Source organism: Variovorax sp. V35 (assembly GCF_041154465.1).
Classification (GTDB): Bacteria; Pseudomonadota; Gammaproteobacteria; order Burkholderiales; family Burkholderiaceae_C; genus Variovorax; species Variovorax boronicumulans.
In genome coordinates, this window is record NZ_AP028666.1 from 7,150,075 (window position 1) to 7,171,454 (window position 21,380).

The 21,380-nt window shown below is 65.7% G+C and carries 21 protein-coding genes; 5 read left to right on the top strand and 16 right to left on the bottom strand.

Going from position 1 to position 21,380, the window contains the following annotated elements:
* Window positions 1–6: 6 nt before the first annotated feature.
* Genes ACAM42_RS33110 through ACAM42_RS33120 form a run of 3 tightly spaced genes read left to right on the top strand, consistent with a single transcriptional unit; the run spans window position 7 to window position 5,375 of the window.
* Window positions 7–1,143: a PilW family protein gene (locus tag ACAM42_RS33110; protein WP_369630671.1), complete on the top strand. Its 1,137-nt coding sequence runs from the start codon at window positions 7–9 to the stop codon at window positions 1,141–1,143.
* Window positions 1,144–1,166: 23 nt separating this feature from the next.
* Window positions 1,167–1,832, top strand: coding sequence for a hypothetical protein (locus ACAM42_RS33115; protein WP_369630672.1), 666 nt, complete (start codon window positions 1,167–1,169; stop codon window positions 1,830–1,832).
* 27 nt (window positions 1,833–1,859) lie between these two features.
* Window positions 1,860–5,375, top strand: a complete 3,516-nt coding sequence (locus ACAM42_RS33120; protein ID WP_369630673.1) for a pilus assembly protein — start codon at window positions 1,860–1,862, stop codon at window positions 5,373–5,375.
* Between the two features lie 25 nt (window positions 5,376–5,400).
* Here the strand turns inward: ACAM42_RS33120 and ACAM42_RS33125 are convergent, their stop codons facing one another.
* The 11 genes from ACAM42_RS33125 to sucC all read right to left on the bottom strand — a co-directional run bounded on the left by ACAM42_RS33125 (window position 5,401) and on the right by sucC (window position 15,342).
* The gene (locus tag ACAM42_RS33125; protein WP_369630674.1) at window positions 5,401–5,763 is read right to left on the bottom strand and encodes a hypothetical protein; all 363 of its coding nucleotides are present in this window, start codon (window positions 5,761–5,763) and stop codon (window positions 5,401–5,403) included.
* Window positions 5,691–6,101: a hypothetical protein gene (locus tag ACAM42_RS33130; RefSeq protein WP_369630675.1), complete on the bottom strand. Its 411-nt coding sequence runs from the start codon at window positions 6,099–6,101 to the stop codon at window positions 5,691–5,693. Before ACAM42_RS33130 ends, ACAM42_RS33125 begins: the two co-directional genes overlap by 73 nt.
* Before the next feature lie 17 nt (window positions 6,102–6,118).
* A complete protein-coding gene (locus ACAM42_RS33135; RefSeq protein ID WP_369630676.1) occupies window positions 6,119–6,379 on the bottom strand; it encodes a hypothetical protein in 261 nt (86 codons plus the stop codon).
* A gap of 651 nt (window positions 6,380–7,030) precedes the next feature.
* Window positions 7,031–7,543, bottom strand: coding sequence for a pilin (locus ACAM42_RS33140; RefSeq protein ID WP_369630677.1), 513 nt, complete (start codon window positions 7,541–7,543; stop codon window positions 7,031–7,033).
* 202 nt (window positions 7,544–7,745) lie between these two features.
* Entirely contained in the window at window positions 7,746–8,549 is an 804-nt protein-coding gene (locus ACAM42_RS33145) for a 3',5'-cyclic-nucleotide phosphodiesterase (protein WP_369632832.1), read from the bottom strand.
* 29 nt (window positions 8,550–8,578) lie between these two features.
* Window positions 8,579–10,837 (bottom strand): CHASE2 domain-containing protein, encoded by a 2,259-nt coding sequence (locus ACAM42_RS33150; RefSeq protein ID WP_369630678.1) that lies wholly within the window; start codon window positions 10,835–10,837, stop codon window positions 8,579–8,581.
* A 72-nt stretch (window positions 10,838–10,909) separates the two neighbouring features.
* Entirely contained in the window at window positions 10,910–11,560 is a 651-nt protein-coding gene (locus ACAM42_RS33155; protein WP_095747310.1) for an FHA domain-containing protein, read from the bottom strand.
* 73 nt (window positions 11,561–11,633) lie between these two features.
* Window positions 11,634–12,443, bottom strand: coding sequence for a Stp1/IreP family PP2C-type Ser/Thr phosphatase (locus ACAM42_RS33160; RefSeq protein ID WP_070063289.1), 810 nt, complete (start codon window positions 12,441–12,443; stop codon window positions 11,634–11,636).
* A gap of 28 nt (window positions 12,444–12,471) precedes the next feature.
* Entirely contained in the window at window positions 12,472–13,155 is a 684-nt protein-coding gene (locus ACAM42_RS33165) for a TerC family protein (protein ID WP_062475329.1), read from the bottom strand.
* A 116-nt stretch (window positions 13,156–13,271) separates the two neighbouring features.
* Window positions 13,272–14,165 (bottom strand): succinate--CoA ligase subunit alpha, encoded by an 894-nt coding sequence (gene sucD, locus ACAM42_RS33170; protein ID WP_056575184.1) that lies wholly within the window; start codon window positions 14,163–14,165, stop codon window positions 13,272–13,274.
* Between the two features lie 10 nt (window positions 14,166–14,175).
* A complete protein-coding gene (sucC, locus tag ACAM42_RS33175; RefSeq protein WP_062475330.1) occupies window positions 14,176–15,342 on the bottom strand; it encodes an ADP-forming succinate--CoA ligase subunit beta in 1,167 nt (388 codons plus the stop codon).
* Between the two features lie 207 nt (window positions 15,343–15,549).
* Here sucC and argC point away from each other — a divergent pair, with 207 nt between their 5' ends.
* Window positions 15,550–16,473 carry an N-acetyl-gamma-glutamyl-phosphate reductase gene (argC, locus tag ACAM42_RS33180; RefSeq protein ID WP_062475332.1) on the top strand — a complete coding sequence of 308 codons (924 nt, stop codon included), beginning with the start codon at window positions 15,550–15,552 and terminating at the stop codon, window positions 16,471–16,473.
* Between the two features lie 62 nt (window positions 16,474–16,535).
* On the opposite strand, the gene ACAM42_RS33185 is transcribed toward argC, so the two are convergent.
* From ACAM42_RS33185 to ACAM42_RS33195, 3 genes are all read right to left on the bottom strand, one after another.
* On the bottom strand, window positions 16,536–18,035 hold the full coding sequence (locus ACAM42_RS33185; RefSeq protein WP_369630679.1) for a succinate CoA transferase: 1,500 nt from the start codon (window positions 18,033–18,035) through the stop codon (window positions 16,536–16,538).
* 59 nt (window positions 18,036–18,094) lie between these two features.
* Window positions 18,095–19,045, bottom strand: a complete 951-nt coding sequence (locus ACAM42_RS33190; RefSeq protein WP_369630680.1) for a bestrophin family protein — start codon at window positions 19,043–19,045, stop codon at window positions 18,095–18,097.
* A 133-nt stretch (window positions 19,046–19,178) separates the two neighbouring features.
* Window positions 19,179–19,901 (bottom strand): hypothetical protein, encoded by a 723-nt coding sequence (locus ACAM42_RS33195; RefSeq protein WP_307582288.1) that lies wholly within the window; start codon window positions 19,899–19,901, stop codon window positions 19,179–19,181.
* A 114-nt stretch (window positions 19,902–20,015) separates the two neighbouring features.
* Between ACAM42_RS33195 and yiaA the strand changes: the two genes are divergently transcribed.
* Window positions 20,016–20,456 (top strand): inner membrane protein YiaA, encoded by a 441-nt coding sequence (gene yiaA / locus ACAM42_RS33200; RefSeq protein ID WP_062482786.1) that lies wholly within the window; start codon window positions 20,016–20,018, stop codon window positions 20,454–20,456.
* Between the two features lie 12 nt (window positions 20,457–20,468).
* On the opposite strand, the gene ACAM42_RS33205 is transcribed toward yiaA, so the two are convergent.
* Both ACAM42_RS33205 and recX read right to left on the bottom strand, forming a co-directional pair.
* Window positions 20,469–20,867 (bottom strand): SRPBCC family protein, encoded by a 399-nt coding sequence (locus ACAM42_RS33205; RefSeq protein ID WP_307695263.1) that lies wholly within the window; start codon window positions 20,865–20,867, stop codon window positions 20,469–20,471.
* Between the two features lie 13 nt (window positions 20,868–20,880).
* Window positions 20,881–21,354, bottom strand: coding sequence for a recombination regulator RecX (recX, locus tag ACAM42_RS33210; RefSeq protein ID WP_095747317.1), 474 nt, complete (start codon window positions 21,352–21,354; stop codon window positions 20,881–20,883).
* Window positions 21,355–21,380 lie beyond the last annotated feature (26 nt).

The window sequence follows — 21,380 nt, forward strand, 5'->3', positions numbered from 1 at the left end:
GATTTCATGCCCTCATTTCAGCAAGGAAACCTCCAGCGAGGCTTCGGCCTCGTCGAAACGCTCGTTGGCATGGTCATCGGACTCGTGGCGACGGTCATCATCTTCCAGGTCATTTCTACCTACGAGGGCATCAAGCGCTCGACCACCTCGGGCGCCGACACGCAGCAGAACGGCAGCTTCAGCCTGGCGACGATCGAGCGCGACCTCCGCGCCGCCGGCTGGGGCATGCCGACTGCGGCCATCATGCCGTGCACCGCGTACTTTGCGTACTACAGCACCGGCGCGACCAGCGGCCCCGTTCCCAATTTCTCGGGCGCGCCCGTGCGCATCGCCGACGGGGGCACTGCGGCCGGAGCTTCCGACAGCATCACGATGCTCTGGGGGACGTCGATTCGCAGCAATGTCCGAAACATGCTGCTGCAAAACGCAACGATCAACCCACCCGGCACGCCAGCCTCCAACCTCCAGCCGACCAGCAAGGTCGGGCTTTCGGGTGTGGGGGGCTTCGTGTGGATGACCGACGACGATGGCAGATGTACGCTCACACGCATCACCGCAAGCGACGCCAACCCCGCCAGCCCGGACAGCGTCGTCCTGACGCATGCGACGGCCACAGGCACCGCAACACAGCCGATCTACAACCCGCCGGCCGAGGTGATGACCACATTGGGCTGGCCCACCAGCTTCACCAAGAACCCGCGGATCTACGACATCGGTACCTTCACGCAGCGAACCTATTCGGTGGCAGGCGGCTCGCTCGTGTCGCAAGACTTCTTCAGCTCGATGACGCAGGTGCAACTCGCCAACAACGTGGTGAGCCTCAAGGCGATGTACGGCATCAGCGATGCCGCCAGCCAGGTCGTCAACAACTGGGTTGCCGCCACCGGGGCCTGGGCCGCTCCCTCCGTGGACGATGCCAGGCGCATCAAGGCCGTACGCATCGCCGTGGTGGTGCGCAGCCCGCTCAAGGAACGGATGGAGGATGGTGCCCAAGCCTGCACCACCACCACCACCGCGCCGAAAAGCTGGACCGGTGGTCCCACGATCGATCTAAGCAACGATTCCGATTGGCGCTGCTACCGCTACCGCGCCTTTGAAACCATCGTGCCGCTTCGCAACGTTCTCTGGGCCAACCTGCAATGAGCCTCACATCCGCTCCCTCCCCCATGAAGCCTGCTTTCACCCGTCGACCACATCGCAGCAGCACGCAGCAAAAAGGGGTGGTCGTTTTCATCGCCTTGATTGCGGTGCTGGTGCTGTCGCTGGCCGCGGCCGCTCTGCTGCGCTCTACGGACACGGCCGGCGTGATCTCGGGCAACGCGGCCTTCAAGCAGGCAGCCACCAGCATCGCCGATACGGGTGCGGAACGCGCATTCAATGCACTGCCCGCGCTCGCCGAAGCCGATGCCGATGTGGCGAACAAGTACTACCGTCTGATGCAGGCCGTGGATGCTACCGGCGTTCCCAGCACGATCACTTGGAGCTCGGTCCCCTGCTACGACCATGAAGGCAGCGTCGCAACCATCTCCTGTACGGACGAATCCCTGTACCGGGTGCAGTACGTGATCGACCGGCTGTGTACCACCGCCCCCGCCAAGACCGACCCCCTGACCCTGCTGACCAGCAAATGCGTGGCCGGGCAGCCGTTTTCAGCAGGAGGAAATGCGGGTGACGACAACAACAGCCATGCGCAGACCACCAACATCTTCGGAAGCCTGACACCGCCGCCGGCAACCCGGCCCACGATTCACTACCGGGTGACCGTGCGCGTTCTCGGCCCGCGCAATACCAGCAGCATTGTTCAGACAACGATCGAATTGCCATTTGGCTGATCGACGGCAACACAAATCAAATTCATCATGCAAAAGAACTATTTCTCGCGCGCCCTTGTTCATGCGCTGATCGCGTCCGTCGCGTTGCAGCCGACGTTTTTGCTGGCAGCAACAGATTTAACGGATGCCCCGCTGATTGTGCAAAGCAGAGTCAAGCCCAACATTCTTTTTACGCTTGATAACTCGGGGAGTATGGCGTGGGAAACAATAACCGGCAATGATGCGACAAGCGAGTACGATAGCGGCAAAACGAATCGTGCTTTTTACTCCCCCGCCTACAACAAGCTTTATTACAACCCGGAAATCACCTATTTGCCGGCGGTAAAATACGACAGCACGGCAACGGTAACGGCATTCACATCCAGCATGGGTGCCAGCCCTCCGGATGCCGCTCGAATCGATCCATATGCCACTAGTGGAAGCAAGAATCTGAAAGAAACCTGCTGGGGAAAATCGAGCATCGCACTGCCGCTCTACAACTCCACATCTTTTGCCAAGAACACCAACTGCCCTGACAACTCCACAGGCACATATAGCCAACAATATACGCGCTATGCCTTCTATTATTCTTGGAAAGGCACCGGGAATCCAAACGGCAATGACAATCAAAACAACGACACCAATTACACGCGCGTAGAGATCACTCCCGGGACGACCACTTATTCACGTGCCGCATCACGTACAGATTGTGGGGCAGGAGCCACATGCACCTACGACCAAGAAATACAGAATTTCGCCAATTGGTTTACGTACTATCGAACGCGTATCGCAACCGCAAAAACCTCTCTTGGAATTGCCTTTTCCGCGCTTGACGGAAAATCGAGGGTTGGCTTTTCCACCATCAACAACAACTCCAGCAGCGAAAATAAAACCGCCGCAAATTTTGTCGCCCTTTCCAATTTCGATTCCACGCAAAAATCCACTTGGTACAGCCGCGTATATGGAATTAATCCCGGCGGAGGCACGCCTCTCGTCCCAGCGTTAGATCGCGCCGGCCAGTACTTCACATCTGGCACCATGCCGGGGGCAACGTCAACGACGGCGCGGAGCGTCACCGTTCCTCTTGCCTGCACTCCCAACTACACAATTTTGTCTACCGATGGATATTGGAACGAAGGGAGTGTGAAGGACGTCGGGAATCTGGACAAAAAGGTTCCCACACTGCCGGCCAATGTCTATTACGACGATGTAGCCAAAGTGGCCATCAACGACCCTATTGCAGGCGTTCCATTGGAGGCTGGGAAAAATTTCCCTGCCCCCTTCTACGATGGAAACAGCGCATCCGACACCTTGGCGGACGTCGCAATGAAGTACTGGATTTCCGATCTCACAGCACCCACCTCATCCGCCGGCAAGGTCGCGGCCAATTCATCCGACCCTGCGACTTGGCAACACATGGTGACGTTCACCATCGGCCTAGGTGCCAGCGGCACCCGTTCCACACCGCCGAGCGGTTCGAGTTCTTGGCCCGCGCCGGTGGCCAATTCAGCAACCGCCATTGACGACCTTTGGCATGCTGCGCTGAACGGCCATGGCCAGTATTTCAACGCCAACGATCCGGCGAAGCTGCAGACCGCGCTCTCGTCGATTCTTAACAACATCGTCAATCGCACAGGCGCGGCCGCCTCTGTGGCCGTGAGCAATCCGAACGTCCGCTCGGGCGACAACACGGCCTTTGCCTCCAACTTCAACTCCGGATCCTGGTACGGCAATCTGGAAGCGTTCGCGATCGATGTCAATACCGGGCTGGTGGGCACGACCCCGCTCTGGTCCGCACAGTCGCTGCTGGACGACAAGGTCTTCAGCACCCGCAAGATCGCCAGCTTCAATGGCACTTCGGGCGTCGCATTCACCACGGACGGGCTCAGCGCCGCACAGATCTCGCGACTGAACTCGCCCGCAACGCCGCCCGGCCCGGCTGACAACGCTGCCGTGCTCTCCTACCTGCGGGGTGATCGCACCAAGGAAGGCACCGACAGTACCAGTGCACGCCCCTATCGGACGCGCACCCACGTGCTCGGGGACATCGTGAACGCCGAGCCCACCTATGTTTCGGCGCCTCGCTCGAGCTACACCGATGCGGGCTACGCCACGTTCAAGGCCGGCGCCGCAGCCAACCGGACCAAAGTCGTCTATCAGGGCGCCAACGACGGCATGCTGCACGCATTCGATGCGACCACCGGCAACGAACTGTGGGCCTACGTGCCCGGCAGCCTGCTGGCCAGCAATCTCTCCGCCACGGCCACGACGACCAGCTCCCTGGTCGGCCTCTCCCAGCAAGCCCCCACATTCCAGCATCGCTTCTATGTCGACGGCACGGCCGTGGCGACGGATGTGGACCTCAGCAATACAAGCGCCAACCTGCCCACACCCCCCTCTCCCAGTTGGGCGACCGTGCTCGTGGGAGGTCTCGGCAAGGGGGGGCGCGGCTATTACGCCTTGAATGTGACCGCGCCTTCGGCTGCGTCGGAAGCCGACGTCGCGAGCAAGGTGATGTGGGAGTTTCCCAATGCGAACACCACCGACACAGTCAGGAACAGCATCGGCTATTCCTACGGCACGCCCCTCAATGTGAAAACCAAGGCCGCGGGATGGGTCACGCTGGTGACCTCCGGCTACAACAACGGCTCCGACACGGGCGGCGACGGGACGGGTCACCTCTATGTTCTGAATACCGCGACAGGCGAACTGATCAAGGACATCAGCACCGGGGTAGGCACGAGCGCCATCCCTAGCGGGCTGGCCAAGATCAGCGCGTTTTTGGTCAGCCCCGGCACCGACGACACGGCCGACTACGTGTATGGCGGGGATTTGTACGGCAACGTTTGGCGGTTCGATCTTTCGTCCAATTCGACGACCGACTGGAATGTCAGGCGGCTAGCGACACTGGTCGACAGCGGTGGCACAGCACAACCCATCACCAACGCGATTGAGTTGGGGGTGGTCAAGAACAAGCGCATGGTGTTTGTGGGCACCGGCCAGTACCTTGGCTCCTCCGATATCCCCGGTGGAACGGGCGCCAATGCCAACGCCAGCCAGGCGCAATCGTTCTACGGCCTGATGGACAACAAGTCCGACTCGCCAACCATCACACCGCTGCGCGCCAGCCTCGTCAGGCAAACGGCGACCCGCTCGGGCGACAACATCAACGTGACCAGCAACCCCCTGGACCTGGCAACCAAGAAAGGCTGGGTACTCGATTTCGCGACCACACCGGTGGGCGAGCGTTCGTACACGAGCCCGGTGCTGTTCCAAGGCGTTCTGGCCTTCACGACAAACATTCCCTCTAGCGACGAGTGCTCACCAGGCGGAAGCTCCAATCTGTACTTCCTCAACTACGCGAACGGCGGGGCGATTCCCAACCTGAGCAGCCGCTTCATCGGCAATGTGCTGGCAAGTCGCGTGCAGCCCGAGGGGCTGCCGAACGGGTCGATCAAGATCCTCGTGCGCACGTCCGATGGGAAGAACAAGGTCTATGACGTGACGGTGCCGTCGGCGACGACGCCTACCCGAATCATGTGGCGGGAAGTCATCGCGAACTGAAGGAGCGCAACGCCGGTTAGCGCGCTCAAAAGAAAGGATCAAACCCGTACGCGGGTTCGCGCAGCAGCTGCCGCTGCTGCTTGAGCCAGCGCTTGGTCGCCGTTGCGTCAGCCAGCGTGCGCAGTTCGCGCTGCTGCTGGCTCAGTTCCAGGCGCAGCTGCCGGCGGTGCTGCTCGAGCAGTGGGCCCAGCTTGCGCGGGTCGATGGCGGTGCGCCCGGGCGCGAGCCCGTGGTCGTAGCAGAACCGCAGCTCGACGCCCTCGATCTCCGCCTTCATTTCCGCCAGTGGTTCGCCCAGCACCTTGTTGTAGTGCTTCAGGCGCTCGGCGCTGGCGCTCGCGATATGGCTGGCGTCGATCTGCTCGATCTGCAGTTGCAACTCGAGCAACGCGAGCAGGTTGTTGGCCGCGTAGGCCTGGTTCGCCTTCTGCTCTGCATCAGCGCCGTCTTGATGTCGCGCTGCTGCGCATCGGTTTCGCGGTCGGGGTTCAGGGCGCTGGCGAGCTTGCGGAAGATTTCGCGCATGGACTGCGTGGCCTGTTGCGCCTCGGCTTCGCGGCGCAGTTGCGCGGCGCTGGCCTTGCAGCGCGGCGCGGCCTGGGTGTTGTGCTCGGCCTCCTTGGCCTCTTGGGCCGCCGCCTTCGCCTGCATCCCCTGCTGCATGCGCGCGAACAGATCGTCGTGCGTGTCGACGCTCTCGCCGTCGCCCAGGTCGGAGCCGGTCATGGCTTCAGCCACGTCCTTCATAGCCCGCACATCTGCTGCCGGTCGGTGTCGAAATCGATCTCGGCGTGCCAGGCGAACAACGCCTTGAGTTCTTCATCATTGTTTTCATCGTCGCCGTCGAGCGCATGCAGCAACTCGCCCGCGGCGTCACACACCAGTTCGCGCAGCGGCTCGCGATCGGTCTGGGTCCATCCGCGCGGCTGGCCCAGCAGTTCGTCCAGCGCGAACACCCATTGCCTGCGCGCGGCCAGCAGTTCGTCTTCCAGCGGCTGCAGCACCTGCGCATGGGCCTGGCGGTAGGTGCCGATGCCGTCGTGCCACGCCGCCAGCGTCTGGCGGGCCTTCTCGATCTGGCGGATCAGGTGTTGAAGCGCTTCTGCGGCGGCGTCAGTGCGGGGCCGGCTTCGCTAGGGGAGATTTGCAGGGCTTGGGGCGCATCTGGCGGATTCGGAATCGACGGCGGAAGACCGAATTGTCGATGAGCGCCTGCGCGTCAGCGCGCCGAAACGAGCCGAGCCTTTGCACCAAAATGACGCGGCTGGAAATTGAATTCCGACCCTATTTTCTACGCGAAGCCTTCATGGCTGCGGAGTTTTCTCCCGGTGAGATCGATGGCCGGGCAGTCAAGTCACGACTGCGAGTGGAGGTTGTGTTCAACGACCCGTCGCCTTCAATGCGTTGAAACGCTCTCCTCAGGTTAAATCTTGCCAGCGTGCGACGAAGTGCGTAGCCGCCGTTCAATCCAGGGAGCTCATCCAGCCGTCCAAGATGGTGTCGATAGAAGCAGGCATCAGGGCCGCGCAGCGCTCTTCGTGAAGAACATCTCGACCATGCAGGACGATAGGACCACCTAACTGTTGGAGCCAGTGAGGTTCGAGTAGACGCAAAAAAGCCGCCCGAAGGCGGCTTCTCTGGAAACAGCAGAGCTGTTACGGGCGGCACGAAGCGGGCAGGAACTTAACAGCCATGCCGCCGGTCGTGCCAGGACGGCACAGCCATTCAATGGAGCCACCAGTGGGAACCGTCGAGCTGCCGCCTGCGCCGGCGACCGTGGCAGTGGGCGCGGTAGTCAGCGCCGTACCAGCCAGAGCAGTACCGCCCGACGTCGGCGTGAGAGTGACGGTGCCGTTGCCAGCTGCCGCCGTGTAGGTAATCGTGATCACGCCAGTCAGATCGGCGATGGCGATGCTCGAAACATTTGGCGTTGCGGCCGGAAGCACATAACCATTCGCGAAGCCGGCGCCTTGGGCGGCGTTTTCAGAGATTGCCGTCTTGGCGCCGCTGGCAAGTGCCAGACCTTCGGTAACGCGCGAGCGGACAACGTAGTCCTGGTACGCAGGCAGCGCAACTGCGGCCAAGATACCAATGATCGCCACAACGATCATCAATTCGATCAGGGTAAAACCCTTTTGCACATTGCGTGCGATAGAACGACGGTTCATTCGATTAACTCCAGGTTGGTTTGTAAAGCCCGGGAACCAGCCCGGAGCGGGGTAACTTCCGCAGCATCCGTGCCACCCGGTTTCCCCACCCTGCAGCCCTCGATCGGGCCGCCTTTGGTCACAAGATAGTTACATGATGTGACACAACTCGCACTCAGATGCCAATTGTGTCGACAAATTTGTCATGCCCGACCGCTTCCAGTCAGAAGGTCAGCACCCCATCCGCCTTGAGCCAGCGGATGTCCCGCTGCGCCAACCCTGCCACCTCCCGCCCGGCCAGCATCTCGATCTGGCTCATGATTTCTTCGGTCTCCGCCGGCTTGGTGTGGGTGATGTAGATCGGGTATTGCTTGCCCGGATCGATGTGCGCCAGTTCGTGCGCCAGCGCCACCGGCGACAGATGCAGGCTGCGTTCGGCCAATGCCTCTTCGCGGGAGCTGAAGGCCGTTTCGATGACCAGCATCGCCACGTCGATCGCGTTGACGCGCTCCCAGAAGGGTGGATTGCGCTCGGTGTCGCCGCTGAAAACCCAGTGGGCGCCGCCTTCGGCCCGGCGGATGGCGAAGCCGCAGGCCGGCACGGTGTGGACGGCCGGCAGCACCTCGATCAGCTTGGGAGCGTCGCTGCCCAGTTCTAGGCGCTGCCCGACCGCGATCTCATGAAAACTCACGAACGGCGATTCGGGGCTGGGAATGCGTTCGAAATTCGGCCAGATGACGTTGTTGAACACATGCGCCCGCAGCGCATCGATGGTGGCCGCCAGGGCGTGCACGCGCAGGGGCCGGACGCGGCGGCTGCCGACGGCGTCGAGCATCAGGGGCAGGGCGGCGATGTGGTCGAGGTGCGAATGGGTGAGCACCACGTCGTCGATGGCGGCCATCTCGTCGAGGGTGAGGTCACCGACGCCCGTGCCGGCGTCCACGAGCAGGTCCGCATCGACCAGGAACGAGGTGGTGCGGCAGTCCTTGGCGATGGCGCCCGAGCAACCCAGCACGCGAACCTGCATTGTGGAAGACCCCTTGTATGCGTCTGTCGTCATTTGGTGTCGAACCGGGTGGCGCCGTCCCAGTCCGGGTCTTGCGGGCGAAGCGCCATCGAGGCTAAACGCTGGGCGTAGAGCTGGTAAAGGACTTTTTTCGCATCCGCGGCGAGCAGGGGGGCCAGCAAGTTCCGGCCCAGCGCCCAATCCTGGCGGCGGTAGGCGGCGAGCACCTGGCTCCAGCGGTCGAGTTGCTGCCGTGTGTCCTGCGCCTCGCCCGCGGCTTCCGGCGCGAGCGGGGTGTAGATGGCGACAGCCTGGGCCTTGCCCTTGACGCGCACGCTGTCGAGCTCCTGCCAGACGAACCCGGGCGCCGCCTCGCGGGTGGCGCCGCTGGCCACGATCTCGACCCCGTAGTGTCCGCTCAGGCCCTCCAGCCGGGACGCGAGATTGACCGCGTCGCCGACCACGGTATAGCTGCGGCGCGCGGTCGAGCCCATGTCGCCGACGCTCATGAGGCCGCTGTTCAAGCCGATGCCCGCGCTGATTTCGGGACGGCCGTTGGCGCGGTGCTGGCGGTTGATGTCGTGCACGGCGGCCGCCATGTCGATCGCCGCCTGCACGGCGAGCGCGGCATGGCCGGGCGTGTCGATGGGCGCGCCCCAGAAGGCCATGACGCAGTCGCCCATGTATTTGTCGACGGTGCCGCGGTGCGCGCTGATCACCTCGGTGAGCCGGCTGAAGACGGTGTTCAGGAAGGCCTGCAGCTCGGCCGGCGCCATCTGCTCGGACAGCCGGGTGAAGTCCCGCATGTCGCAGAACATCACGGTCATTTCCTTGCTCTCGGCGCGCATGCTGTAGCGGCCGGGGCGCACGAGCATTTCGTCGACCAGCTGCGGCGGCACGTAGGTGCCGAAGAGCCGCACCAGCCCGCGCCGCGCGCGCGATTCGACGAAGTAGCCCCAGCTCATGTTGAGCGCGAAGGCCAGCGCCACCATGACGAGCGCCGACGCCAGCGGGAGCACGAGGCTGTGGCCGACGTAGAGCCAGGTGTTGAGGCCGACCAGCGCGGCGACCACGCCCGCGCCGAGCAGCACGGCGCGCGATGCGGACAGCAGCGACAGCCCGAACGCGAGCAGCAGCCCCGCCGCCAGCACGGTCAGCACTTCATAACCCGGCGCGTAGTCGGGCACGGCCAGCAGGCGCCGGTCGAGCAAGCCCGAGACGATGTTGGCGTGCACTTCGACGCCCGGGAACGCTGCGCCGACCGGGGTGGCGCGCAGGTCCTGCAGGCCGGGCGCGGTGGCGCCGAGCAGCACGATCTTGTCCTTCAACTCACCCGGCGCCAGTCGGCCCTCAAGGACGTCGGCAGCGGCCACGTAGCGGAACGATCCTGCGCGCGGCCCGCCGGGGCCGCGAAACGGCACCTGCAAGCTGGCACTCTGGTCGACCGGGATGCGCAGCGACCCCAGCACCAGCGCCTGCAGGCGCGGAAAGTTGCCGTCGCCGGCCACGAGCGCCGGCCGCACGGGCGGCGAGCCGTTCGCCAGCCGGTACACCGCCAGCGCCAGCGACTCGTAGTGCCCGGGCGACGCATGCTCGCCTTCGTAGCGGGCGATGAGCGGCACGCTGCGAATCACGCCGTCGTCGCTGCCGTCACCGACAAGCGTGTTCAGGAACCCCGCGACCGGCGCCGCGCGGCCCAGCACCGGCAGGCTGGCGCCGAAGCCGTTCCAGAGCGTGACGAAGGAAGCATGGGGCGGAAAGGCGTCGGGCGGCAGCACGGGCGTCGCCGGCAGCAGCCCCTTGGCGCTGGGCTGTTCGGTGCGCGTGAAGTAGTAGCCTAGCGCCACGGGCTGGCCGCGCAGGGCCTGGGCCAGTGTGGCGTCGTGGTCGAGGGTGGGGGCGAGCTGGTCGATTTCGGCAGCGAGGCCCGGCACGCCGCTCAATGGCCCGGCCGCGATCTCCTTCAGGCGCCCGAGGCCGGAGCTGCGATCGGGCTCGAGAAACATCACGTCGAAGCCGAGCACGGCCACGTGCTGGCGGGCCAGCAGTTCCGTCGTGAGGCTGGCGATCTTGTCGCGCGGCCAGGGCCACTGGCCCTCGCGCGCCAGGCTGGCGTCGTCGACATCGACGATCACGACCCGCGTGTCGGGCGTGCCCGGCATGGTGGCGCGCAGGCGGGCGTCGTAGATCAGGTGGTCCAGATGCTCGATCACACCCAGCCGCCAGGCGCCGGTGGCATGGAGCAGCGCCAGCAGCACCGGCAGCAGCGTGATGGCGATGCGCGGCCAGTGCCGCCGCAATGCGCTCATGGCTGGTCAGCCTTGGACAACAAATGCCTGTCGGCGAAAAAACGGGGGGCGGAGCGGGGCGCCGGAAGCGGCTCAGATCCGGACGAACTGCATGCGCGAGGCGCCGCCGAGTTCAAGCACGTCGCCTTCCTGCAGCGCGACGGCTTCGGCGCCCAGCGGGGCGCCGTTGAGCGTGACGCTGCCGACAACGGTGGCCGCCACGTAGCCCTGGCGGCGGCGGGTGACGACGGCCACGGCGACGCCGGGCTTGCCGATGGTGGTGACCACCTTCTGCAGCGGGACGTCCTGGCCTTCGTTGGCGCCCGAGAGCACGCGCAGCACGGGCACGCCCAGCTCGACCAGCGCGCCCGATTCGGTGGGTGCCGACGAGAGCGGCATCGGCGCCGAATACTCGGAGAGCGAGGCCCGCACGGAGCCGGGGCCGGCCATGAGGTTGCTGTGCGAGCGGAAATGGATGCGGCAGCCGCCGACCTCGATGACGTCGTTGTCCTGGAGCGCCTGCTTCTGGACGGCCAGCGCATTGACGTAGGTGCCGTTGGTGCTGTTGAGATCTTCAATTTCGACTTCGCCGCCGCTCATGTGCAGCACGGCATGCTCGCCGCTGACGGCGAGATTGTCGATCACGATGTCGTTGTAGGCGCGCCTGCCCAACGTCGTGCGGTTCTTGGCGAGCGCCACTTGGCCGATGACGACGCCATCGACCGAAATGATCATCTTCGGCATGGCCGATTACTCCCCGTTTGCAAAGATCCAGCACCGTCAGGCGGCGCAAACGGTCCGCCGCCTGGGTTGGCTGCTACATGGCCCCGCGGGTCGCTTCGCTGACGCCCGCCTTGGCCAGAACAACTGAAATGTTATCCCGTCCGCCATTGTCGTTTGAAATTGCAACCAAAAGTGAAGCCATCTCCTTCAGCCCCAGATCACGGCTCAAAAGCGTGAAAAGCTGCGCATCCGGCACCATCTCGCTGAGCCCGTCGGAGCACAGCATGTACAGGTCGCCCGGCCTGGCGCTGTGCTCGTGCATCTCCAGCAACACCTGGGCTTCCACGCCCACGGCCCGCGTCACGAGGTTGCGGGTGGGGGAGTTCAGGGCCTCTTCGGGCGTGATGGCGCCCGCGTCGAGCTGCTGCTGGCGCAGCGAATGGTCGCGCGTGAGCTGCTCCAGCTTGTTGTTGCGCAGGCGGTAGCAGCGCGAATCGCCGATGTGGCCGACCACCACGCGCTGGGGGCGGAACGCCGCCAGCACCAGGGTCGTGCCCATGCCTCGCAGTTCTTCGTGGGTGATGCCTGCCTGGAGGATGGCGCCGTTGGCCTCGTCGGTGGCCGCCTGCAGCGCACGCCGGACCACGCGGGCCGGCGCCTGCATGCCGGCCTGGGCGAACCAGCGCCCGAAGCTCGCGTGCATCAGCGAAATGGCCATGGCACTGGCCACCTCGCCGCCCTTGTAACCGCCCATGCCGTCGGCCAGCAGCGCCAGGCCGAGGGCCGGGTCGACATGCACCGCGTCTTCGTTGTGGGCGCGCAGGCGCCCGACATCGGTCAGCGCCGCAAACTCCCAGCTCAGCGCCGGTCGACTGGAGAAAAGGGAAACGCCAACACCTGCCATCGTTTGTCAGCGCTCGCTTTTTAAGGGATCAGTGCGCAGCAGCGCGTGCGCGCCGTTGCAGGAAGCGGCCCAGGGCCACGACGAGCACCGCGCCGGCGATCGCGCCCACGTAGTGCATCCAGGGGTTGGCCGCCAGCGCCTCATGCAGCGACACGTCGCTCACGATGGTCTCGCCGCCGACCCAGCCGATCAGCGCGGCACCCAGCATGACGATGATCGGGAAGCGTTCCATGAGCTTGATCATGAGCGTGCTGCCGAAAATCACCAAGGGGATGCTGATGGCCAGACCCAACACCAGCAGCACCATGCTGCCTTGCGCGGCGGCCGCCACGGCGATCACGTTGTCCAGGCTCATCACCAGGTCGGCCAGCAGGATGGTCCGCACGGCCGCGAACATGCTGCCGTATTCCTTGGACTCGCCGTCGCCTTCGTCTTCCTCGCTGAGCAGCTGCAGGCCGATCCACAGCAGCAGGGCGCCGCCGATGATCTGCAGGTAGGGCAGCGCCAACAGCTTGGCCGCCACCACCGTCAGCACGATGCGCAGCACCACGGCCGCGCCCGAGCCGAACAGCACGGCCTTTTTCTGTTGCGCGGGCGGCAGCGATCGCGCCGCCATGGCGATCACGACGGCGTTGTCGCCCGAGAGGATGATGTTGATCCAGACGATCTTGATCAGACCGATCCAGAAGTCCGTGCTTTGAAGAAGTTCCATGTCTCTGATTCCACTGTGTTGTAGTTAAAAAAGCGCCCGCAACTCAATGCGGGCGCTTTTTCATTTCTGCGTGGTAATGCGAGCGGCGGGAATGCCGCCAGCGGTGGGTGTGCTTTTTACAGCTTGCCCTTGAGCAGCTTGGCCAGCTCCGAGAAGTTGCGCGTCACGGTGAAACCGCACTCTTCCATGATGGCGAGCTTGGCTTCGGCCGTGTCGGCGCCGCCCGAGATCAGCGCGCCGGCGTGGCCCATGCGCTTGCCGGGAGGGGCGGTGACACCGGCGATGAAGCCGACGACCGGCTTCTTCATGTTGTCCTTGCACCAGCGGGCTGCGTCAGCCTCGTCGGGGCCGCCGATTTCGCCGATCATGATGACGGCGTCGGTGTCCGGATCGTCATTGAAGGCCTTCATCACGTCGATGTGCTTCAGGCCGTTGATCGGGTCGCCGCCGATGCCGACTGCCGACGATTGGCCCAGGCCGATTTCCGTCAGTTGAGCCACGGCTTCGTACGTCAGCGTGCCCGAGCGCGAGACCACGCCGATGCGGCCCTTGCGGTGGATGTGGCCGGGCATGATGCCGATCTTGATTTCGTCGGGCGTGATCAGGCCGGGGCAGTTCGGGCCCAGCAGCAGGGTCTTCTTGCCGCCGGCCGCTTCCTTGGCCTTCATCTTGTTGCGCACTTCGAGCATGTCGCGAACCGGAATGCCTTCGGTGATGCAGATCGCCATGTCCAGGTCGGCTTCGACAGCTTCCCAGATGGCGGCCGCGGCGCCTGCCGGCGGCACGTAGATCACCGACACGGTGGCGCCGGTCTGCGTGGCGGCTTCCTTCACCGAACCGAAGATCGGGATGTTGAAGATCGACTCGCCGGCCTTCTTCGGGTTCACGCCGGCCACGAAGGCGTTCTTGCCGTTCGCGTATTCCTGGCACTTCTCGGTGTGGAACTGACCGGTCTTGCCGGTGATGCCTTGCGTGATGACTTTGGTGTCTTTGTTGATGTAGATCGACATGACTTGTTCCTTAGGCCTTCTTGACTGCTGCCACGACCTTCTGGGCCGCGTCCGCCATGGTGTCGGCGCTGATGATCGGCAGGCCCGACTCGGCCAGCAGCTTCTTGCCTTCGACTTCGTTGGTGCCCTTCATGCGCACGACCAGCGGCACTTGCAGGTTCACGGCCTTGCAGGCTGCGATCACGCCGGTGGCGATGGTGTCGCACTTCATGATGCCGCCGAAGATGTTCACGAGGATGGCTTCCACGTTCTTGTTCTTCAGCATGATCTTGAAGGCTTCCGTGACCTTCTCGGGGGTGGCACCGCCGCCCACGTCCAGGAAGTTGGCCGGCTCGCCGCCGAACAGCTTGATGGTGTCCATGGTGGCCATGGCCAGGCCGGCGCCGTTCACCAGGCAGCCGATGTTGCCGTCCAGCGAGATGTAGGCGAGGTCGAACTTCGAGGCCTCGACTTCGGCCGCGTCTTCTTCGTCCAGGTCGCGCAGGGCCACGATTTCGGGGTGGCGGAACAGCGCGTTGCTGTCGAAGTTGAACTTGGCGTCCAGGGCGACGACGTTGCCCTTGCTGTCACGGTTGAGCGGGTTGATCTCGACCAGCGAGGCGTCCGTCTCCATGTAGCAGGTGTAGAGCTTCTTCAGGATGTCGACCGTCTGGGCGGTCGAATCGGCCGGCATGCCGATGCCGTCGGCGATTTCCTTGGCTTGCGCGTCGGTCAGGCCGTCCTTGGGGTCGGCGTAGACCGTGATGATCTTCTCGGGGGTGGAATGGGCCACTTCCTCGATGTCCATGCCGCCTTCGCTCGAAGCGATGAACGCCACCTTCTGGGTGGCGCGGTCGGTCACGGCCGAAATGTAGTATTCCTTGTTGATGTCGGCGCCGTCTTCGATGTAGAGGCGACGCACCTTCTGGCCTTCAGGGCCGGTCTGGTGGGTCTTGAGCTGCATGCCGAGGATCTCGCCAGCCAGCTTCTTGACGTCTTCGATCGACTTGGCGACCTTGACGCCGCCGCCCTTGCCGCGGCCACCCGCGTGGATCTGGGCCTTGACGACCCAGACCGGGCCTCCAAGCTTCTGGGCGGCCTCGACCGCCTCCTGAACCGTATAGGCCGGGATGCCGCGCGGCACCGGCACGCCGAACTTGGCAAGGATTTCCTTGCCTTGGTACTCGTGAATCTTCATGAGGGATGTCTCTCGGAAGGAGGAGGTTGAGAACGGGAGATCGGGAGTGAGACTGTTGTTTCTGCTCTGTTGTTCGCGGGCGACGGCAGCCTGACGGCTGGGGGCGGCGAACAACCGCGGACTGTATCATGGTGCGCCGCACCAATACTTGATGCGCGGTTGCGGTCAATACGTACTTTCTTCTAGCCACCCTACGCATACTCCGATATGGCCAAGGTTTTCATCGACGGCGAAGCCGGCACCACCGGCCTGCAAATTCGCGAGCGGCTGCAGACGATGCCGCAGATCGAGCTCGTGAGCATCGCGCCCGAGCTGCGCAAGGACGTGGCCGCCAAGCGCGAGCTCATGGCCGGCGTCGACCTCGTGGTGCTGTGCCTGCACGACGACGCGGCACGCGAGTCGGTCGCGCTGATCGACCAGCTCCCGGGCAAAAAGCCCAAGATCATCGACGCCTCGACCGCCCACCGCATCGCGCCGGGCTGGGTCTTCGGCTTCCCCGAACTCGTCGAAGGCCACTGGCAGGCCGTGGCCCAGGCTGACCGCGTCGGCAACCCCGGCTGCTACGCCACCGGCGCGATCGCCATGGTGCGCCCGCTGGTCGATGCGGGCCTGCTGCCGGCCGATTTCCCGGTGTCGCTGCCTTCGGTGAGCGGCTATTCGGGCGGCGGCCGGACCATGATCGAGGACTACGAGGGCGGCAAGGCGCCGCTGTTCGAGACCTACGCGCTGGGCCTGAAGCACAAGCACATCCCCGAAATCATGACCTACACCGGCCTCACGCGCCGCCCGGTCTTCATTCCGTCGGTGGGCAACTTCAAGCAGGGCATGCTGGTGCAGCTGCCGCTGCACCTCGACCTGCTGCCCGGCAAGCCGAAGGCCGGCGACCTGCAGGACGCCCTGGCCGCGCACTACGCCAAGAGCAACACGCCCGAGCAGTTCGTGAAGGTGCTGCCGCCGACCGACGACGGCAAGCTCGACGCGCTGGCGCTCAACGACACCAACCAGCTGGAGATCCGCGTGTTCCCGAACGAGGACCACCGCCACGCCGTGGTGATCGCGCGCCTGGACAACCTGGGCAAGGGCGCCAGCGGCGCCGCGGTGCAGAACCTCAAGCTGATGCTGGCGCTCTGAGCCCCCGCTTCAAGCGCTGACAAGAAGGAAAGGCCGGCCCGCAAGGACCGGCCTTTCTGCTTTCAGTCGACCCGCATCGTGCCCGTGTCGCGGTAGCGCACGTGCCACGAAAAGGCCTCTTCGAGCCGGTGCGGCGTGTGGCCGCCGCAGGTCGCCACAGCACGCGTGTAGTAATCCTGCAGCATCGCGCGGTACGGCTCGGCCGCGCAGTTGGCGATGATCGCCGCCGCCCGCTCGCGCGGCGCCAGCCCGCGCAGGTCGGCCAGGCCCACCTCGGTGACCAGGATGTCGACGTCCTGCGGCGCATGGTCCACGTGCGACACCATCGGCACGATGCTCGACACCGCGCCCTGCTTGGCGACCGACTTGGTCGCGAAGATCGACAGGTAGGCGTTGCGCGCGAAGTCGCCCGAGCCGCCGATGCCGTTCATCATGTGCGTGCCCAGCACGTGGGTCGAATTGACGTTGCCGTAGATGTCGGCCTCCAGCGCCGTGTTCAGCGCGATGATGCCCAGGCGCCGGATGATCTCCGGGTGGTTGCTCACCTCCTGCGGCCGCAGCACCAGCCGGTCCTTGTAGCGGTCGAGGTCGCCGAACACCTGCCGCGCCTTCGCGGGCGACAGTGTGATCGACGAGCCCGAGGCGAAATCCAGCTTGCCGGCGTCGAACAGGTCGAAGGTCGAGTCCTGCAGCACCTCCGAGTACATCGTGAGGTGCTCGAACGGCCCCGCGCCCAGCCCCGACATCACCGCGTTGGCGACCGTGCCGATGCCCGCCTGCAGCGGCAGCAGCCGCTCGGTGAGCCGGCCCTGCGCCACCTCGCGCTCGAAGAAGGCCACCAGGTGCGCCGCGATGGCCGCGGTCTCGGCATCGGCCGGCAGCACGGTGGAGGTGCTGTCGGCCTTGTCGGTGATGACGATGCCCAGGATCTTCTCGGGCGGGATCTCAATGGCGCTGGTGCCGATGCGGTCGTGCGGCGCCACCAGCGGCATCGGCTCGCGCTGCGGGCGGTGCTTGGGAATGAAGATGTCGTGCAGCCCTTCGAGCGCGGTCGACTGCGAGGTGTTGATCTCGACGATCACCTTGTCGGCCAGGATCGCGAAGCTCGCGCTGTTGCCGATCGAGGTGCTGGGCACCAGCGCGCCGGTCTCGGTGATGGCCACGGCCTCGATGATCGCGATGTCGATCGGCGGAATCTGCCGCGTGCGCAGCATCTCGACCGTTTCCGACAGGTGATGGTCGATGAACATCACCTCGCCGCGGTTGATCGCCTGGCGCAGCACGGTGTCGACCTGGAACGGCATGCGCCGGCTGATGGCGCCGGCCTCGGTCAGCTGTCGGTCCACGTCGCCACCGAGCGAGGCGCCGGTCATCAGCGTGATCTTCATCGGCTCGCGGCGCGCGCGGGCCGCGAGCGCCAGCGGGACGGCCTTGGCGTCGCCGGCGCGCGTGAACCCGCTCATGCCGACCACCATGCCGTCGCGAATCCATTCGGCAGCGGCCTCCGCGGTGGTGATCTTGCTGCGCAGGGCGGGCAGGCGGATGCGGTCTTCGTGCGACATGGAGGGAAAGCGTCTTTCTTTCGGTAAGGGGGAGGCCGGCACCGCGCGCGCGGCGGGTGTCAGCGCAGGAAGTAGTCGACCGGCACCAGCGGCGCCGGCGCCGGGGCGCCCACCGACTGGCACAGGTCGATCTCGAGCGTGCGGCACAGGGCCTCGAGCGGCAGGTCGTTCGACTCGGTGCCGAAGGGCTCCTCGATCTCGTCGCCGAGCGCGTCCAGGCCGAAGAAGGTGTAGGCCACGATCAGCACCCCCACCGGCGTCATGAACCCGACCGAGTCCACCAGCCCGAAAGGCAGCAGGTAGCAATACAGGTACGCCGTGCGGTGCAGCAGCAGGGTGTACGAGAAGGGAATGGGCGTGCTGAGGATGCGCTCGCACGACGCGGCCGCCGCGCTCAGCGCGGACAGCGTGCCGTCGACGCCCGCCGCCAGCGCCGGGTCGATGCGCCGCGCGCGCAGCGCTTCGCGCAGGTCGGCACCCATGTGCATCAGCAGCGCATGCGGCCGGTTGGCGACCTGGGTCAGGCCCTGCCACTCTGCTTCGCGCAGGAAAGGCTTGGTGTCGGCGGCGGCGTCAGTGCCGCGCAACTGGTGGCGCAGCGCATGGGCAAACGCCGCGGCGCGCAAGGTCATGCGCACGCGCAGGTCGTCCAGGCGGCGGACGGTGTCGGCGCCGGCGTTCACCGGCGCATCGCCGTCGATGAGGCTCTGGCACTGGCGCGCCAGGTTGCGCGAGCGCAGGATCACCTCGCCCCAGAGCTTGCGCGCCTCCCAGAAGCGGTCGTAGGCCGCGGTGTTGCGAAAGCCCAGGAAGATCGCCAGCGGCAGGCCGAGCAGCGCGAAGGGCACGGTGCCGAGCGGGATCTTGATGGAGCCGAAGCGCCCGTGCAGCACCGTGACGACGATGGCCACGATCACGTTGAGCGTCAGCGCCGCGGCGATGCGCGGCAGGACGGAGCCCCGCCAGGACAGAAACAGCTTGAGCCCGGACGGGCGTTTCCGGACGATCATGAAAGCGGGGGGCAGGGGAGACAGGCAGGCATGGAGGCCGCGCACGTCGCAAGGCCCGCGCGGGCGCTGATTGTCGCCGAGGCGTCAGCGCGAGGGCGGCGGGCCGCCCCAAGACCGACGAAGACGGTCGGGCTCAGCGCACGAGCCACAGCCCCACGCCCAAGAGGACCGCCTGCGCGGCCAGCGCGATGTAGAAGAGCTTGCGCGAGGGCGTCGCCATCTCCTGCAGCACCTCGTGGATGCGGCGCGTGAGCAGGGCGCGCAGGGCAGGGTCTTCGCCCGTCGCCGGCGTCGTCGCACCGTGCGCGGCACGCTCCTGCTGCCACTCGGCCAGCATGTCGCTCAGGGGCAGGCGGCCCAGCACGAAGCCGACCACCGCGCGCACGGCCCGGCCTTCGCCGAGCACCGGCGCGAGCTGCTGGCACAGGGCGTCGGGCGAGAGCCAGTCGGCCACGCGCTGCAGGCCGCCGTGGGTGCGCGGCATGGCTTCGATGCGGCCCGCGATCGCGTCGCCCAGCCGCTGCGACACGGCCTCGCCGCGCGCCGCGACCAGGTGCTGCATCGCGCGGGCGCGGCCCCGCTGCACGCCGAGCAGGAAGTACACGCCGACGAACAGCGACAGCAGCACGGCCACCAGCAGTGGCGGCGACATGATCAGCGCCAGGATGGCGCCCGCGCCACCGGCCCGCGCCGCCGGGATGCCCGGGCCCTGCAGCTGGGTCAGGTAGTAGAAGAACACGCCGCCGCCGAGAAACAGGCCGATCAGCGCGCCCTTGATGGCCGAGCCGGCGAAGGCGAAGCCGGCCTTGGCGCCGGTGCGAACGAGTGACTGCGGGTGGGCGGGTTGCGACGACATGAAGGGTTCCTCCGGTTTTTCTGGAAAGCCGCCTCCTGCGAGGCCGGTCGCTGGCGATCATGCCACCGCCTTCCCGCACCATAATCGCGCCACACAACAACGAGGAGGATCGTCATGGGAACCGTCAAGTTTCAGAAACCGACCGGCGCATTCGTCGCCGCATCCTGGGCCGCGCTGATCATCGGCGCCATCGTGTACCTGCTCGGGCTGTGGAATGCCGCGATGCAGCTCAACGAGAAGGGCTACTACTTCACCATCCTCATGTACGGCCTGTTCTCGGCCGTGTCGCTGCAAAAGACGGTGCGCGACCGGCTCGAGGGCATCTCGGTCACCGGCATCTACTTCGGCCTGTGCTGGGTCTCGCTGCTGCTGTCGGTGGGCCTGCTGGCCGTGGGCCTGTTCAACGCCTCGCTGGCCGCGAGCGAGAAGGGCTTCTACGCCATGGCCTTCCTGCTGAGCCTGTTCGGCGCGGTGGCGGTGCAGAAGAACGTGCGCGACATCGCCGCGTACAAGGCCGAGAACCCGCTGGCCGACGACGTCACGGCCACCGAGTAAACCAGGCCGGGCTCAGCCCGCCTCGAGCAGGCGGCGCAGGGCCTGCAGGTCGCGCGCGATCCATCCGGCGTCGCGTGCAAAGGCCGCATCGTCCATGTGCGGCTGGCGCAGCAGCGTGAACTGCAGCTCGCACACGCCGGGCGCCACGCCGATCACGCGAAACGGCAGGTAGACCTCGGGCACGCCTTCGGGCGCCACCCAGTGGTCGAGCACGCCCAGGTCGTTGGGCGGCGCAAAGCGCATGCGGGCCTCGCCGCTTTCGGGCGTGCGCACGATCCAGTGGTCGCCGTGCGGCACCAGCGCGCTCTTCGCGAGGCCGCTGGCCCAGTCGGGCAGCCGCTTCGGGTCGGACGCGAGCGCATAGGCGTCGCGCCATTCGCACTGCACGCGCTGCGTGATGACGCGGGACAAGGCCGCGTCGCCTTCATTCGCCGTTGGGGTCGTCGCTGGGGTCATCGAAGTCGCTCCTGAGCACCTTGGACACGACGGCGCCCGAGAAACCGCGCGCCATCAGGAATCGCATCTGTTTCGCGCGCTCCTTCGCATCGGCGGGTGGCGCGTCGAAGCGGCGGCGCCACAGGGCCGTGGCGCGCTCGACTTCGGTCTCCTGCAAGCCGGCCACCGCTTGCGCGATGGCTTCGGGCGCGATGCCCTTGGCCTGCAGCTCCTGCTTCACGCGCAGCGCGCCCGAACGGGCGGCGCGCTGGTGCAGCACCGAGGCGACGACGCGTGGCTCGCTGATGAAGTCCTTGGCGGCCAGCTCATCGAGCGCCTTCGCCAGCGTGCCGGGCTCTTCCTCGTGCTTGGCCAGCTTGCGCTCCAGCTCCGCGCGCGAATGCTCGCGCTGGCTCAGGAGGCGCAGGGCGCGACCTTTGAGGGAGGGGGCACTGAAGGCCATTCGGGGGTGGTGGGTCGCTCACGCGG